The sequence below is a fragment of the Photobacterium sp. DNB23_23_1 genome (assembly GCF_052873815.1).
In genome coordinates this window covers 78,886-94,916 of record NZ_JBNNXT010000015.1, presented here as the reverse complement: position 1 = coordinate 94,916, position 16,031 = coordinate 78,886, and the positions used below count along the sequence as shown (strand labels likewise).

General features: G+C 44.9%; 13 protein-coding genes. 5 read left to right on the top strand and 8 right to left on the bottom strand.

Features of this window, described 5'->3' with window-relative positions; genetic code table 11:
- Nucleotides 1–451: 451 nt before the first annotated feature.
- The 4 genes from ACVA53_RS11805 to ACVA53_RS11790 form a co-directional block, all read right to left on the bottom strand.
- On the bottom strand, nt 452–1,237 hold the full coding sequence (locus tag ACVA53_RS11805; protein WP_255040491.1) for an HAD-IIB family hydrolase: 786 nt from the start codon (nt 1,235–1,237) through the stop codon (nt 452–454).
- A 21-nt stretch (nt 1,238–1,258) separates the two neighbouring features.
- Nucleotides 1,259–2,542 carry a TRAP transporter large permease gene (locus ACVA53_RS11800; RefSeq protein ID WP_446505207.1) on the bottom strand — a complete coding sequence of 428 codons (1,284 nt, stop codon included), beginning with the start codon at nt 2,540–2,542 and terminating at the stop codon, nt 1,259–1,261.
- An 11-nt stretch (nt 2,543–2,553) separates the two neighbouring features.
- Entirely contained in the window at nt 2,554–3,015 is a 462-nt protein-coding gene (locus ACVA53_RS11795) for a TRAP transporter small permease (RefSeq protein WP_446505206.1), read from the bottom strand.
- Between the two features lie 72 nt (nt 3,016–3,087).
- Complete coding sequence (locus ACVA53_RS11790; RefSeq protein WP_255040488.1) at nt 3,088–4,101, bottom strand: C4-dicarboxylate TRAP transporter substrate-binding protein; 1,014 nt, start codon at nt 4,099–4,101, stop codon at nt 3,088–3,090.
- 273 nt (nt 4,102–4,374) lie between these two features.
- Between ACVA53_RS11790 and ACVA53_RS11785 the strand changes: the two genes are divergently transcribed.
- From ACVA53_RS11785 to ACVA53_RS11775, 3 genes are all read left to right on the top strand, one after another.
- Nucleotides 4,375–5,079: a glycerophosphodiester phosphodiesterase family protein gene (locus ACVA53_RS11785; RefSeq protein WP_446505205.1), complete on the top strand. Its 705-nt coding sequence runs from the start codon at nt 4,375–4,377 to the stop codon at nt 5,077–5,079.
- Nucleotides 5,080–5,111: 32 nt separating this feature from the next.
- Nucleotides 5,112–5,858, top strand: a complete 747-nt coding sequence (locus tag ACVA53_RS11780; RefSeq protein WP_446505204.1) for a DeoR/GlpR family DNA-binding transcription regulator — start codon at nt 5,112–5,114, stop codon at nt 5,856–5,858.
- Between the two features lie 224 nt (nt 5,859–6,082).
- Nucleotides 6,083–7,378 carry a DEAD/DEAH box helicase gene (locus tag ACVA53_RS11775; protein ID WP_255040485.1) on the top strand — a complete coding sequence of 432 codons (1,296 nt, stop codon included), beginning with the start codon at nt 6,083–6,085 and terminating at the stop codon, nt 7,376–7,378.
- A 150-nt stretch (nt 7,379–7,528) separates the two neighbouring features.
- Here ACVA53_RS11775 and ACVA53_RS11770 read toward each other — a convergent pair whose 3' ends face one another.
- Nucleotides 7,529–8,407 (bottom strand): PfkB family carbohydrate kinase, encoded by an 879-nt coding sequence (locus ACVA53_RS11770; RefSeq protein ID WP_446505203.1) that lies wholly within the window; start codon nt 8,405–8,407, stop codon nt 7,529–7,531.
- A gap of 148 nt (nt 8,408–8,555) precedes the next feature.
- A complete protein-coding gene (locus ACVA53_RS11765; RefSeq protein ID WP_255040483.1) occupies nt 8,556–10,406 on the bottom strand; it encodes a beta-ketoacyl synthase in 1,851 nt (616 codons plus the stop codon).
- Nucleotides 10,407–10,561: 155 nt separating this feature from the next.
- Here ACVA53_RS11765 and ACVA53_RS11760 point away from each other — a divergent pair, with 155 nt between their 5' ends.
- On the top strand, nt 10,562–11,539 hold the full coding sequence (locus ACVA53_RS11760) for a GlxA family transcriptional regulator (RefSeq protein ID WP_255040482.1): 978 nt from the start codon (nt 10,562–10,564) through the stop codon (nt 11,537–11,539).
- Between the two features lie 100 nt (nt 11,540–11,639).
- A complete protein-coding gene (locus ACVA53_RS11755; RefSeq protein ID WP_255040481.1) occupies nt 11,640–12,152 on the top strand; it encodes a hypothetical protein in 513 nt (170 codons plus the stop codon).
- A gap of 76 nt (nt 12,153–12,228) precedes the next feature.
- On the opposite strand, the gene ACVA53_RS11750 is transcribed toward ACVA53_RS11755, so the two are convergent.
- Both ACVA53_RS11750 and pulA read right to left on the bottom strand, forming a co-directional pair.
- Entirely contained in the window at nt 12,229–12,498 is a 270-nt protein-coding gene (locus ACVA53_RS11750; protein ID WP_255040480.1) for a hypothetical protein, read from the bottom strand.
- Between the two features lie 164 nt (nt 12,499–12,662).
- Nucleotides 12,663–15,974: a pullulanase-type alpha-1,6-glucosidase gene (pulA, locus tag ACVA53_RS11745; protein ID WP_446505202.1), complete on the bottom strand. Its 3,312-nt coding sequence runs from the start codon at nt 15,972–15,974 to the stop codon at nt 12,663–12,665.
- Between the last annotated feature and the right edge of the window lie 57 nt (nt 15,975–16,031).

The window sequence follows — 16,031 nt, the reverse complement described above, 5'->3', positions numbered from 1 at the left end:
GATAAATTGCTTGACCGACAATTATATAACAACCGTCACACTTTGGTCGAAGGTTCTCATAAAAAAATGTCGTTGATTTGTCGTGATTGATGAGAAGTTCGCTGCACCTGATATTGATAACTTACTCAACCTGTCACAAGTATGATACACCTTGCATTGCACCACTAGCTTGTTTTTGCTCTCATAGCGACATCAAACGACAATAAATTGAACACCGAGGCAATAAACAGTCATCAAGAGGTAAACATAAGGATATGTGTATACACTGCGGAACAAATCAACATAGCCGAAGAGTGAAGCGAAGTTTTATCGAGCGTCATATCACTCACAAAAGCAAATATAAGTTCTACTGCCCAATTTGTAAGCGGAAGGGGTTTATTACTATTGGTGAAACACCAATAAAGTTAATATAGTTGAAGAAAAACAGGCCTTTCGGCCTGCTTATATGCGTTTACTTAAGTGCCAGCAGTTGGCCAGTAAATTCTGCGAACCCAAACCCGCCAGGTTTAGACATAACGACCTGGGGTTTGAACTGTAATTGATCCCAATAATGCTTGATATTCGCGACCCCAACACTCATTGGCAATAACTCAAACATATATTGATCGTTCATTGAGTCCCCCACATAGCACGCAGTTTGTTTTATCTGCTGCTCAGTCAGGCCCTTTTCTTTAAGAAATGCTGTCGCGGTTGCTTTTTTTGAGTGCTCCCCATACCACGCATTGATATGAATCGAGCTTGCTGTTGCATTAGCGCCTAGGGCATGAATACGGCCCACAATTTCACTGACTATCTGGCTATCTGCCTTAGGGCAATTTTGGCCTATATCAATTGCTACCTCACAAACACGGTAAGCCTGATCCAAGGTCAGTTTCAAGTCAGAGTAATCAACAAGAATAGCTTCAACCTCAGCTTTAAGGCGCTGCTGAGCACTTCTGATTTCATTGATTGGCGCTTCTGAGCGTAACGTCAGGTAACCGTCTTTCTTTTCCATGATTACCGCACCGTTTTCAGCCAATACGGCATCTACCGGCCATAGTTGTGCAATATGATCGCCCCAACCCGCGCATGCCCCCGTCACAGCAACGACCTTCTTGCCGGCATCACGCAATTGCTGCAAAGCAATTAATGTCTCTGGCGGCAGTTGCCCTTGCCAGGTCAGGGTATCGTCGACATCTGTCAAAACCCACTCAATCTTGCTCCACTCTGGTGATAAGCTCATCACATCCGAATTCATATAAACCTCAAGACTTTCTTTTTACAACATATTCGGCAAGAACATCACCAAACTTTCTGAAAATGTCAGCAGCATTAACACAGTGAACAACGCCAATAGCAGTGGCAGCACTTCCCTGACAAAGTCCACCATCTTCACTTTTAAGATGGAACACACCGTAAACATCATGGAACCAAATGGCGGCGTTACCCCACCAATCATGATGTTAACGATAATTATGATACCGAAATGTACAGGGTTAACCCCCAAGTTCAACACCGCTGGAAGTAGCAAAGGCGTCAGGATGATCATTGCTGCACCACCTTCGATGAACATACCGACAACAAGTAGCAATACATTGATTAGAAGCAACAAGACATATTTATTATCCGTTAACTCAATCAGGCCTGATGCAACATTGTGTGGAATTTGCTCCAGCGTCATGTAATAGCCGAAGACCATTGCACCGATGATGATAAACATCACGCTACTGGTGCCTTGTACCGTCTCGCGCAATATCATTGGGAAGTGACGAAATTCTAGCTGACGATATACGAAGATACCGATAATAGAGCATAACAATACGGCAATGGCACCGGCCTCCGTTGGAGTAAAGAGACCAAAGCGCATACCTAGGATGATGCCAAATGGGATCAACAGCGCAGGGATCGCTTTAAAAAAGTACTGCCAACGCTCCTTGGCTGGTGCTGCCTCACTGCGTGATGGCTTATAGTTTCGCTTTCTGGCGATAAAGGCAATCGTCACCATCAAGGAGACAGCCATCAAGAACGCAGGGACATAACCCGCAATAAACATCTGGTGTACTGATACATTTGCCAACAAAGCAAAAATAATCAGGTTTATACCTGGCGGGATAACCGGACTGATACTGGAAGAAGCTGCGGTGACCGCTGCTGTAAATGGCAAATCATAACCACGCTTGGTCATCTCTGGCGCCAGAATTTTCGATTGCATCGCCGCGTCAGCATTGGCTGAGCCAGATATCCCCCCCATTAAGGTACTCAATGCGACGTTGACTTGCGCCAAACCACCGGTTTTATGCCCTATCATCGCATCTGCAAAAGATAGCAAGCTCCGGCTGATCCCGGCGTAATTCATCACCGAACCCACCATAATAAAGAAGGGGATCGCCAATAGCGGAAATGATTCAGCGGAACTGATGAAGCGCTGCATGACTAAGGTAACGGGAATAGAATTATTAAGGAATAAAAAATACACCATCGCTGATGCAATCAACGAGAAGGCAATGGGGATGTTCAATAAAAATAGAACAAAGAGAATACCGATAGGTAGATAGCTTTCCACAAAATGACCTATTACTTACCACGTTTAAGCGTGTTTATATCTGCGATAATGAATTTCACCGTGTGCAGTGCCATCAGAGCAAAGCTGATAAACAGCACACCATTAATAGTGAAATAAGACATTCCCATCACCGGAGTAACTTTATTTGACAGCATTGTGTACTGGTAGCTCAGCACTGCCATCAGAATATTAAGAGCGAGTAAAAACACATGTACCACTAGCTGAAAAGGACGTTTTGCCTGATGTGGCAACAGGGCGACAACAACATCCACCCCCATGTGGAGCTTGTGTTTATAGCAAGAGCTAATACCCAAATACACTGCCCAAATAAAGCACACTACCGATAACTCTTCGCTCCATGGCACCACAAAGCCGAAGCCATAACGCAATACCACATTCACGATAACAACAAGTACAGTGATGCTAATTGCAATTGAGGCGAGGATTTCTTCTAAGTTACGTATCAAAAACACATTTTTCTCCAAAGCAAATAAGGAATCACCGGTGCTCCCTACTTCACCGGCGATTCTTTTTAGCGCTACTACTTAGTCTTGATTTGCTCGGATAGTCGCCAGTTCGTTCATGATGGTTGCATGAACACCTTCACTCCATGTCGGGAACTGGTTGTATACATCAGCCGTTAGCTTGTTGAACTCTTCTGAATCCACTTCATTGAACGTCACACCCAACTCTTCAAGTTTTTCGGTGTACTCTTGATCCAACTTGATAAGCTCGGCAGTGTTAGATTCAGCCCCCGCCTCCAACTCTTCCATGATGATTTGCTGCTGCTCTGGTGTGAACTTGTCCCAAACTGATGGCGAGATATAAATGCCCACGGTACCCAAGAAGTGCTTAGTCAGAGACATGTTTTTAGCGACTTCATAAACCTTAGTGGAGTACATAGTTAGGATTGAGCCTTCAAGACCATCAACCACGCCCTGCTGAACACCGGCATAAGTTTCCGGGAATGGCAGCGCTGCAGGCGCAGCACCCATAGCTTGAAGCGTACTAATGAACAACTGGCTTTGCGGTACACGAATACGCATACCTTTCATATCTTCAGAGTTAACAATCTCTTTGTTACTGATCATATGACGGAAGCCGAACATGTAATCAGCATTCAGTACCTTAATACCTTTTGCTTCAGCTTGTGCTTCCAAGCCACCGACATAGTCAGTTTTCATCATCGCAAGGTATTCATCGTAAGTGTTGTACAGCATAGGGCCAGCCAGTGCTGCAAAATCAGGAACGTAATCACCTAGGTAGCTAAGATCTTCAACGGCAATCCAGTTAGCACCATTAACAACCTGCTCAAGGTTATCTTTGTAAACAGGAAGCTGACCACCAGGGAAAACTTTAATATTCACCGAACCATCGGTACGATCACGGATCACATCTGTCGCTTTGATCAACTCTTGCGTTAGCAACTCGTTCTGTGTGAACACTAAGCTCATGTTTAGATCAATCGGAGCCGCTGTATCTGCAGTTTGATTATCAGCTTCACCACAACCAACCAATAATGCCGTGGCAGTCAAAACAGTTCCTAGTAGCTTTTTCATATCCTTTAGCCTTCAATATGTATTATTCGGATGAAAAACGATTTACGGCAGGGAGTATGAAATGAAAATATTACATTCATATGAACATCAATTATCGCTATTTTGGCATTCATATGAAAAGTTTCATCATTAACTATAATCCTATAATTTAGATGTATTATTAAATTACTAGTAAAGATAACGACTCACTATCAGTGTCATAATGCGGTAACATAAGCCACATACTGTTATGTGAATTTTCAAATGAACATTCAAAGTTATCGTAGGAATATTATGATCACTGGTCACCGCGGCGCAGCCGCCCTTGCCCCAGAAAATACCCTTGTTAGTATTAAAAAAGCCGCTGAAGCCGGTGTAAGCTGGGTTGAAATCGACACCCAGTTAAGTGCTGATGGCATTCCTGTTGTGATTCATGATGAAACGGTCAACCGCTGCACCAATGGCAAGGGAAAAATTGCTGACTTGAACCTTGCTGAGCTAAAAACGCTTGATGCCGGTAGTTGGTTTAACCCAGACTTTACAGGTGAACACATCCCTACCCTTGCCGAGGCATTTGACACTTGTCTGGCACTGGATTTAACGCTCAACCTTGAACTTAAAATCCACCATGCTGAACAAATCGAGCCACTGGTTAATGCCGTCATTGATTTGGTGAAGAAAACAAAATTCCCCATTGATAAGCTGCTTTTTTCCAGCTTCCAAAAACGTGCTTTAGAACTTTGCCAGCAAAAAATGCCGGAAGTTCGTCGTGGGTTTATCTGTGAGGTATGGAATGGCTATAGCTTAACGTCTATCGCCGCTAGTCAGCCGTACAGCGTGCATATCGATCACCATATTTTGACGCCGACCATTGCTAAAGACATTAAAGATGCAGGATATGTGTTAAAAATCTGGACCCTAAACAATGAAAAGAAGGCACAATCTTTCTTTGATATGGGCGTTGATAGCATCATCACCGATGCTCCGGATAAGTTTTAAATCGCATCAGGACGTAAAGTTTAGGAAAGACAATGGAACTAAACCACCGCCAGCAACAGATCCTCGCCACCATCAGGGCTGAGAGTGAAGTACTAATTGACCACCTTGCCGACAAGTTTGCTGTCACCACGCAAACTATCCGCCGGGATGTTAATCATCTTTGCGAACAAGGATTAGCACGCCGAGTCCATGGTGGTGTTAGCTTGCCTGCGACAATGACCAATACCAGTTACCGCTACCGCTCTGAAGTAGAATCAAAAACTAAAGGCGATCTAACGGCCAATATTGCCGCTTGTATACCGGATGGGGCAACCGTGATGATAGGTATTGGAACGACACTCGCCCATCTCGCCCAACATCTACTCTCGAAGGCATCACTACGGGTTATTACCAATAATTTGCAGGTTACTCAAATTCTCGAAGCCAACGAAAGTATTGAAATCTATCTTGCTGGCGGCCAATTCCGGCGCGAGCACCAAGATATCATGGGTAGCAGTGCAGTCGATTTTTTTAATAGCTTCGAGGCTGATATCGGTATCTGTGGTTGTGCTGGTGTCACCGATAGTCACCATGTGATGGAACATGAAAATATCGAGGCTGATATCTCTAAAGCTATTATCAGGAACAGCCGCCAACAGTGGTTAGTTGCCGATGCCAGTAAATGGGGGCAATTTGCTGCCATGAAAGTTGCCCCGATGAAGCAGTTTGATAAAATATTTACCAATAATACTCAGTTACCTACTGAATTCCCGGTGTACCTAACTAACAACAACCAGTAAAAACGAGTAACAAGCCCCCGCCATCACATCGTGATCGTTTTGCTATTGGGGCTGCAAAGTTGTCCAGCAGCCCTTTATACCTTCGCGTCAAGTCAGCTTAACTGACACCAAATGCCCAATTTAGCACCATTAATTCCAAATTAGTCCCCACTTCTGACTATTATTGCTCTATAATCAGCGACCATATTTTTGTCAGGCTCAGCCGTCTGCTTTAGGAAAGAAGAATGTCATTTGCATCACAAAACTTTTCTCAGGATATTGTCCGCGCACTTACCGAGTGCGGCTATGAGAAATTAACCCCAATCCAGCAACAAGCGATCCCACACGCTCGTCGCGGATCCGATATTCTTGCCAATGCCCAAACAGGTACCGGTAAAACAGCCGCTTTTTCTCTACCAATTATTCAGCAGATCTTGGATAAACCTAAATCTCGCAGCCGCTTCAATGCGCGTGCACTGATTTTGGCACCGACTCGTGAGCTAGTTGCTCAGATCGCTAAAAACATCGAAGACTACACCAAATACACCGATATCTCGGTTGCTGCTGTATATGGCGGTACCAAGATGTCTTCTCAAGAGAAGAAGCTTGAACCCGGTGTCGATATTCTGGTTGCAACCCCAGGCCGTTTGCTAGAACACATGGAGCTTAACAATGTGACGCTAGCAAACCTTGAATTCTTAGTATTCGATGAAGCTGACCGTATGTTGGATATGGGCTTCATCACTGATATCCGCCGTATCATGGGCGATATCCGCAACCAGCCACAAACCATGCTGTTCTCTGCGACTTTCTCTGCTCAGATGAACAAACTGGCAGGCGAGATCACACGCAAACCAAAACGTATTTCTGTTAGCCCAGAAAATGCAACAGCCGATACTGTTGCTCACGTGGTATATCCAGTCGACCAAGAACGTAAGCGTGAATTGCTATCAGAACTGATTGGCAAGAAGAACTGGAAGCAAGTGCTGGTATTCGTTAACTACAAAGAAACCGCTAACGAACTCGTAAAAGAGCTTAAACTCGATGGTATCAAAGCCGTACTATGCCATGGTGACAAAGCACAAAGCGCTCGTCGTCGTGCCCTTGATGAGTTTAAAGAAGGCAAAGCGCGTGTAATGGTTGCGACCGAAGTCGCTGCACGAGGCCTGGATATCCAAGGCCTACCGCACGTCGTGAACTTCGATATGCCTTTCCTTGCTGAAGACTATGTTCACCGTATTGGCCGTACTGGCCGTGCAGGTCTTCAAGGTCATGCTGTTTCTTTCGTTAGCCGCGATGAGGAATTGACACTTCAGCAGGTAGAAAACCTGATTAAGCAACGTATTCACCGTGTCCAGCTTACAGGTTACGAGCCAAAGAGCCGTGATGCGCTATTGAACAAAATCCACAATAAAGCGGCATACCGTGACCGCCAAGGCCGTACTAATAACCCAGCGGCTGATCAGTCAGATGCAGAGCGTCGCGCTCGTTTGCGCCGTGCGGTATTGAACAAATCTAAAGTGACAAAACTGAAAAAATAATTCGGCTTTATTAGGCTCGAATAACAAAAGGGTTAGCGATCAGCTAACCCTTTTTTGTTCGGTCTTTTTTTATCGATCAAGACCATCAATTTTTATCGCTATTATACCAACCTACATAAATATTTGATCAACCACTTATCCAGATTGGTATTACTGAGCAAGGAATGCCTGAAATTCATCGCCGGGAACCGAGCTGGCCGTTGCTACAGCGATAGCTGCCCACTTTGCTCCAACAGTCATTGACTCGGAAATCGACAGCTTTGCGAGTAATCCACTGATCACACCAGCGGCAAATGCATCCCCAGCACCTGTTGTATCAACGACATCAGCAGCGACTGCCGGCACAGACTCTTGCTCTGAATCACTATAGGCTGTAGCCCCATTCTCCCCATCCGTGACGATAAAGTATTCCAAAGATACACCAGCAATAGATTTTGCATACTGGAAAGGCGGAATATCATTGATCCCTGTAGCTCTTTCTGACGATGCAATGTGTGCGTCTAAATCGGATTGAGATGTGATAAGTACTTGGCATGGCCGTTGGCTATGGCTTTTGGGTAGTTGGGCAACAACTAAAATCGCGTCATTTTGCTCAAGGGCAGCTGTCGACCATTGCTCGACCCCTTGAGCACTGGAGTTGATATAAATACCATCCCAACGAGTAAAATCAGGAGCAGACCCAAGTGAGAAAGCTGGACGCTCTGGGCGAATAATGGTGCGTTCACCGTCTGGTGTCATTAATAGCATCAACTCTGGGGTCGTAATGTCATTACGCTGTAACAACGAGCAATTCAGCCCCTTTAAACTGGCTTCGGCCAGTAGCCAGTCAGCGGTTTCATCACGACCTACTTGGCTTACCAGAGTGACTTGGTGCCCTGCGTAAACCAAGGCTAATCCGGTATTGGCTCCGCCACCACCTAAACGCCGGCCAAGATCTTGATAATGATGCCTGCCACCCGCTTGTAATGACTCTTTTAACTGTAAAACCCGATCACAGTTTAGATTTGCAACCAACATAACGTTTGCCAAGTTTCTGACTCCATACTCTTCAAAGATGTAAATACGCTATTACACAGATGCTTACGTATTGGTTGGTATAACGTTACCATAAAAAAACCGCAGTGTATTAACTGCGGTTTATATCCGTTAACTCTCCCTCGTCGAGGTGAAGTAAAGCTTAACTGTAATCGGCATAAGGATTATCGGTCGCTAAAGGTATAGACGATGTAAACTCGGACAGCTTGATCGACTCTGGCGTCATCTCAATCGAGGTTTCATCCATAACATTTTCACCAAAATGATATCGAATAATCTCCTCACCCAAGCAAGCTGCCTTGTCATTGGCAACAGCTTGCTCAGAGACAGACTGATTTTTATTCCTATAAGCCGATATCACATCCTTACTGTACTTCTTAGATAGCATTGCCATCGTCTGCTGTGGTGAAAGAACCAAACCAGATGCATTATTGCCTCCAAAGCCTTTGGCATTAAGGATCACCGCTTTATAGTCTTTACCATTATCCCCCGCGAAGTAGTGATCAGTTAAAATGTTCAAATTCGACTGATGCACATCATCAGCGATATGGTCGATCGTTTTGATCCCAGGGATCCAACCATATTGCCATACACCCAACGAGGCTATTAACTGATCAGCCGCTGCGGCGCTCATTGAATGGCCAACATATGACTTAATTGCCGTTACCGGCCAGTTATCAATACTGAAAGTTTTAGCCACTTCATTAAGAATGTGGCTCTCAGTTACTCGATTCTGCGGCGTACCGGTACCGTGTGCCTGAACATATGTTCGTTTGACACCTTCAGCCCCTAAGATAGCTTTTGCCAAAGCCGTTGCTTTGGCGACAGTCACATAGTTACCTACCCCAGGAGCAGAAATTGATTTTTTATTGGCATCTGCATTGATAAACACATCAGCAACCGAACCATACACGGTCGCGCCCAATTCTAAGGCTAATTCATCATCCATCAAGACAACAAACTGTGCCGATTCTGCCATGGTGAAACCAACGTTGGACGAAAACGGGCGACAAGCACGACGATTATCAACCGTCTCGCTGTTATCTAGTGCTTTAAGCTGAGCATCTTCAGCAAGAGCCCCCATGACACGGAAACCTTCCATGATTTCAGCAACCACAGGCGCTTCAGCATTACCGACAATCGCCACTCGAGACTTTCCCTGTTGAATATCCAACAAGCCTTGGCGCAGGTTGTACAAAAATGTGGCACAAGCCCCCATACTGGTACCGGTTGTACCGACACTATTAATGACATAGCCATTAATAAAATCCGCAGGCATTTCAGCGAATGAAAGTGCCATCATTTTCGAGCTAACACGACCTCCAGTTAAAGGTGCCGCTAACATACCCGACAACGAGTTATCATCAATTTGTGCAAGTGCACTGCCGGCATAGACTGAGACCTGATCCGGTTTGATATGCTTCAGAACTTCACCCCAATCCATGCCCAGCGAGTTAAGTGCATCAGATGCCCCATAAACAGTCAATGCCAGGCCTCGCGGGTGAAAACGAGAATTGTATAGCTTTGCCGGATCAAAACCAGTAGGGATATTACCGCCGCTAGTCACTGGGAAGGCGATTCGGTCTTCCAGCAATGCATTTAGCTCACCGCTGACCGTAATTGTCACTTTGCTGCCCTGCTCTTCCACCCGCCAGTTGTCAGGAATACGCGTTGGTAATTTTGACTTACGAAGCGTAAAGCTAATAGTTTCCTGCCCACCATTCAAAGCGGCTTTATATTGATAACGCAAGCTATCAGGATCGAAAGATTCAATGCGTCGAACTAATGTTCCCTCTTTGAGCGCTTTAATCACCTCAGGATCGGCAGCCGTGTCGCCAGAGATGCCCATACGATGTGCTAAGTCTTGCCAAGTCGATGCCATATCGCTGTCACTAAGTACATCTGCAACCATGCGCTTATAGCTATGAAAACCTGAACTACGACCTGCGGCATTAATACCACCGAAGCCTACAATTAGTGGTAACTTAGACATCCTAAACCTGCTCTCAAAATTTTAGTCAGCATAGATTACCAATTTACACTGTTCATTCACCTGGTATTTATGCCAATATATGCGACATAAAGGCCAAGTTGATTTCAAATTACTCAATACAACAGTTTTCAATTATGAACAAACACCCATAAATCATGAAAATAGGTTTCCTTCTTTACGAAAGAGCATTAATCACAGGGATATCCCTTGCCGCCGAGATGCTCAGTTCGGCAGCCAGCCTCAGGCCACGTACACAACAACGGAACGAGCCGTTTTCTATCAAACTGATCGCGCCTAAACTAGCACCGACCAAGGTAACAGCAGGGCTTAAACTTCAGCCGGATATCACTTACGATGACCCGCAAGCCTTCGATATTTTGATCCTTCCTCCCATGTGGGGGAACCCTCAACAATCGATTCACCGCTCACCTGAGATTATTCCATGGCTCAAGAGCCAGTATCAAAAAGGTGCCAAATTGGTTGCCACTGGGACTGGTGTGGCTTGGTTAGCTGAAACGGGGTTACTCAATGGTCAAGTCGCCACCACCCATTGGTATTTTTTCGATACTTTTTCTAGCCGATACCCAAACGTTATCTTAAACCGCCAAGCGTCTATCACTGCAGCAGATGGGATCTACTGTACGACCAGTATCAACTCACAATCAGAAATGATCTTGTACTTAATCACCGAGTATTTCGGACAAAAAACAGCCCAAACCATAGAAACGCATTTCGGCCACGAAATAACGAAATCGACCCAACAACCTTTTTATCAAATTGGTGGCCAACTTCAGTTTGATGAATCTATAGCACTTGCCCAAGACTGGATGAAACGGAACCTAGCGAAACCAATAACAGCGCAAAGTGTCGCGGATCATTGCGATGTACCACTGCGATCCTTTAATCGAAAGTTCAAAGATCAAGTCGGCGAAACACCCCACCAGCACCTTCAGCGCTTAAGGATGGATGCCGCTCAGCAGTTATTGCGTGATTTTGGTATGTCAGTCCAAGATGTAGCAGAACAGGTGGGATACAAAGACGCCCATCATTTCTCAACCCGGTTTCAACAGAACTTCAATATGAGCCCGAGCCAATATCGACGAATGGTGAAAACCAAGATCTATAACCCCTAGTCGTCTAAACGAGAGATTTTGATGTTTGTAGCTAATTTAAGACAGCAGGTAGACAGCATGAATCACTATGCTTTGAGAGGATGTTTTCAAGGGCCGTTGTATGAAGCACCTCACTTTTCCACTTTTGTTTGCTTTAAATCTCGCGTGTACCGATGCTAGTGCCAAACTCCAACCCACCAGCGGAACACTCAACAACGAAAATATGTGTCGACTCGACATCTATCATCTGACTAAAAGCCAGCAAAATACATTCGTGACTGATCTTCAAATCGCGATCATTACCAATAACGCCATGCGTCATCGTTATGTTGATCTGAAAACCGACATTGACCATCCAACCGGGTTTGAAAATATCCACTACTACCGCTCCGGCAGCCCTGTAGAAGTCTTTACCACCAACTGGCGAAATAATGGTAACAAGCATACCGTTGGGCGCTTTGTCATGCTGGGAGGCACCAGCGACAAACAAGCATTCGACGTGTTTGCCACGCTAGTGAAAGAAGATAAGGGCCATTTTGAGTTACGCGGTAACAAGCAGAAGTATCGATTCAACGCTAAAGAGCAGGACGTAACTGACTTCCTCACCTGTGTCAAAAATCATTACCGCCCTTAACCATTGCCGACCAAACTATTACCTACAAATAAAAAACGCCAGCTTAAAAGCTGGCGTTAAGTTATTCGTCTTTATTTCATGCTAACGACTGTTTTGAGCCGTGAGGTGCTGACTGGGTAATGTCTTCGTATTCACCATCAATCGTTGAACCATGCTGTTCTTGTTGGTGAGTTTGACTATAACCTTGCTGTTTTAGTGCCTCTTCATAGGCTGCATTGATTTTCTTTTTGATAAATGGGCGAGCAATTAGTGCGCCTAAACCAATGAATAGCCCAATGACAGCAGCGAATGTCACCGTGATAAAACCCAGTATTAGGGCAAAGATGCTGGTAAGTGTATTTTTCATCGCTAACCTTCTTATCTATCGTCTTTTCATGCTTTGCAGTTTATCGCATTAAAAATGAACCAATGATGAACAGTGTGTTTATCTTCACTTCCCCCCTTTTCTTAACGTATATAAAATAAAAAAGCCCTCACTTTTGAGGGCTTTAAGTCAGTAAATAATTTTAGTTATTTTTTAGATACTGGAATACCTTGTCCTCGAACACCCTCTTTACGAGGAATTTCAAATACAGCTGGTGTCCATGCAGGCACCGTTGCCACAACACCATTCTCAGCATCAGCAACACTTGTCTGTGATGCTAACGCCGATGTGTGGTAAGGGCTTAACGTGAGATCCGTCGTCCAATTCACCTCTTGTGATTCGTTAGTCGCGTTGATAACAATCACCATCCCATCAAGGCTGCTGTCACGATCTGTCCCAGAGGCCGTACCGTTATCAATGGACATCACAATCAAACCTGGCGTTTGGGCACTGCCGGTATTATGGAAATCAACACGCTTGTTCACTTCGGTACCAGATCCTAGTGTGATCAACGGGTAAGACTTACGCAGTAAAGCAAGCTCTTTGAAATACTCAACCATTGCGGTCATATCCGCTTGGGTTGGTTTAGCATTAGCACCCGCCGAAGAGATCACCTCTTCAATCAACGCGTAGTTGTCACCATCTTTATCCTTGCGTGGTAGACCTTTATCCCAGTTGTTGTCATTAAGGGTGAAATCTACCAAGTTATACCAGTCACCTGAGTCGTAAGAATCACGCTGCATTGATTTAGATCGAAGCAGTTCAGAGCCCATATGGGTAAATGGCATACCTTGACCTAACATCGCCGTCGCAATGGACACCGCCTGCATTCTCACTCGCTCACCAACTGTTACGTCGTAACCGACCTTATATTGGTTGTTATCCCACAGTGTCTGGTTGTCGTGCTTCGATACGTAATTTTGGATTTCCGTAGGATTGACCGCATAGCCTGCAGGCTGACCGTTGTAATCCAAGTCATCACCACGTATTGCCGTGCCCGTTGAATCAACAAACTTAAAATCCTTCAGGTTGCCGGCCATGCCTAAGCGTGTGAGATCAGCAAGATGTAAAGCCGTTTCTTTCGTTACCTCTTTATACTCGTTCGGCTGAACAAACGCACCGTTACCAAACCCTTGTGTTTTACGGATCCCCTCTTTGCTATCAAATGGGCTACCGCCACGTACGGCATCACGCAAGCGGTCAGAGAAGCTACCGATCCCTGTACCACCAAGATTTGGCTGAGTGGCCTGAACAAACAGTGCATCATTTTCTACTTCACCGAAGTTCCAGCCTTCACCATAGAAGTAGGTATTCGGATCAACTTTTTGAACGTCCAGCAACGAGCGCTGCATTTGATCCAGTGGGTGGTGACCCATCAAATCGAATCGGAATGAATCAATCTTGTAATCTCGCGACCACACCACCAGCGAATCACTGATCATTTTCTCAAACATAGCGCGCTCTGGTGCCGTGTTCGAGCAACAGGTAGAGTTTTCAACGTTACCAGTCACTGGATTCAAGCGTTGGTAGTACCATGGTACAAGCTTATCCAAAACTGAAGTACGTTGCTCTGGACCTGCTGAGTTGGTGTGGTTATACACCACATCCATCACCACATTCATACCAATATCATTTTTGATAGCCATAACCGCTTCACGCAATTCTTTGATTCGCTGCGGGCCATCAGGATTTGTTGAGTAAGAGCCTTCAGGTACCGTGTAATGGAATGGGTCATAACCCCAGTTAAAGCCATCGGCATCTGAAACAAACCGATTCAATTCCTGCACGACAGGGTTTTCTTTAGAATCGTCTTGTTTTACTTCTTCTAGTGCTTCAGCAATCGTCATACCCGATGAACAGTACTTCGAAAACTGAGAATCTTTCACCGCAGTATTCACTTCACAAAGCTTAGTGAACGGTTCTTCAATATTCGCCGCTTCATTTGGGTTTTCATTGATAGTGGCAATATCAAAGATAGGTAGCAGGTGAAGGTGCGTAACTCCACTTTCACTCAATGATTTTAAATGATTGACAGGCACAGTATCTGGCTGCGTGAATGCAATAAACTTGCCGCGAGCATCAGCCGTTGTAGATTCATCTTGGGCAGAAAAATCACGTACATGTGATTCATAAATCACAAACTGTGCCGGGTTAGATTGATCGATCGGTCTTTGAAGATCATCCCAACCTTGTGGCTTGAGGTCTGGATCATCAAGATCAATCACCTGACTGTACTCAGAATTCATCGATAAACTCAATGAGTACGGATCTGTCACCTGATAACTTTCAACGTTACCTGAAACTGGATGGAAAACATCAACCAAATAGCGGAAGTAAGTGCCATTCGGTGCTTTGTCTGTTTCCAGTGACCACACCCCAGAGGTTTCATCGTAATCCATCTGAAGGCGACCAAGCTCTTCTTTATCATCACCGAATAGGACAGTAACAACATTTTGTGCCGATGGTGCCCATACCTTGAACTGGGTCGAATTGCCCTCAATTACGGCCCCTAACTCGATGTTCGCTGCAGCACTGGCAAACAGCTGATCGAAAGCACCAGCAGGTTGCACTTTGGTACCATTAAGTACCAACCCCTTTTCATCAACAGCGATTGCAGCCAACTCTGCTTTCATCACCGGGCGCATATCAATAGCACTATCGATTGAATATGCTCGTTTATTAGCAAGGTGAGGGAATTTGGCTTTCACATCAGCGCTAAGGACTGTCGGTTCCAATACAATATATTCAGCATCATATTTATTTTCGCTGTTCGGACCAAAACCGCCCTCAAGCTGAACATATAGGCGAACTTCATCTGCCGATTCAGCCCCATTCCAAATAAGGGTGTGACCTTCAACTAAATGTGCTTCTGCGTTAGCCACACCAAAAAGTAATACGTAAGCGTCACCACGATCATCATAGGCCTGACTGCTACCCACAACATAAGACGCCGTTCTATCTTTGATTTCATTGAAATCAAGCTTTGCATCACTGCCTAATTGACTGTTTAGGTTATCGTCGCGAATAATGAAGTTGATACATTCTGTACTGCCGTCTTTAAGCGGTAGCTTCCAGTAAGGGCCCAGCTCATCTTCCCCGACAGGCTTAAGCGATTTATCATCCCAAGCAGGCGTTAGCGCTGCACGATCACAAGCATCATTGTTCCATAGATGAAGACTGTAATTACTGTAAGATGACAATGATTTCGTACTATCATTTTTCGCCACCATATAAATTACGGCTTCACCTGCTCCTGCTTTAATTGGCTCTTCAACCGATCCACTTTGTGGCAAGAAAGCTGTTGGGCCATCTGTTTCTGGTAATTCGATATCAATCGCTGGTGGATTGGTTGTATCAAACTTACCATCAGTAGACGACGAGCTATTACAGCCAGCAATAACAAATGCAGAACACAGTGGAATCACGGCTTTTGCAACCGTTGATAGTTTAAAGTTCACGAGATTTTTCCCTTTATACTCATAATTTTATGGGGGGAAGTATAAAATTTGAGTTTT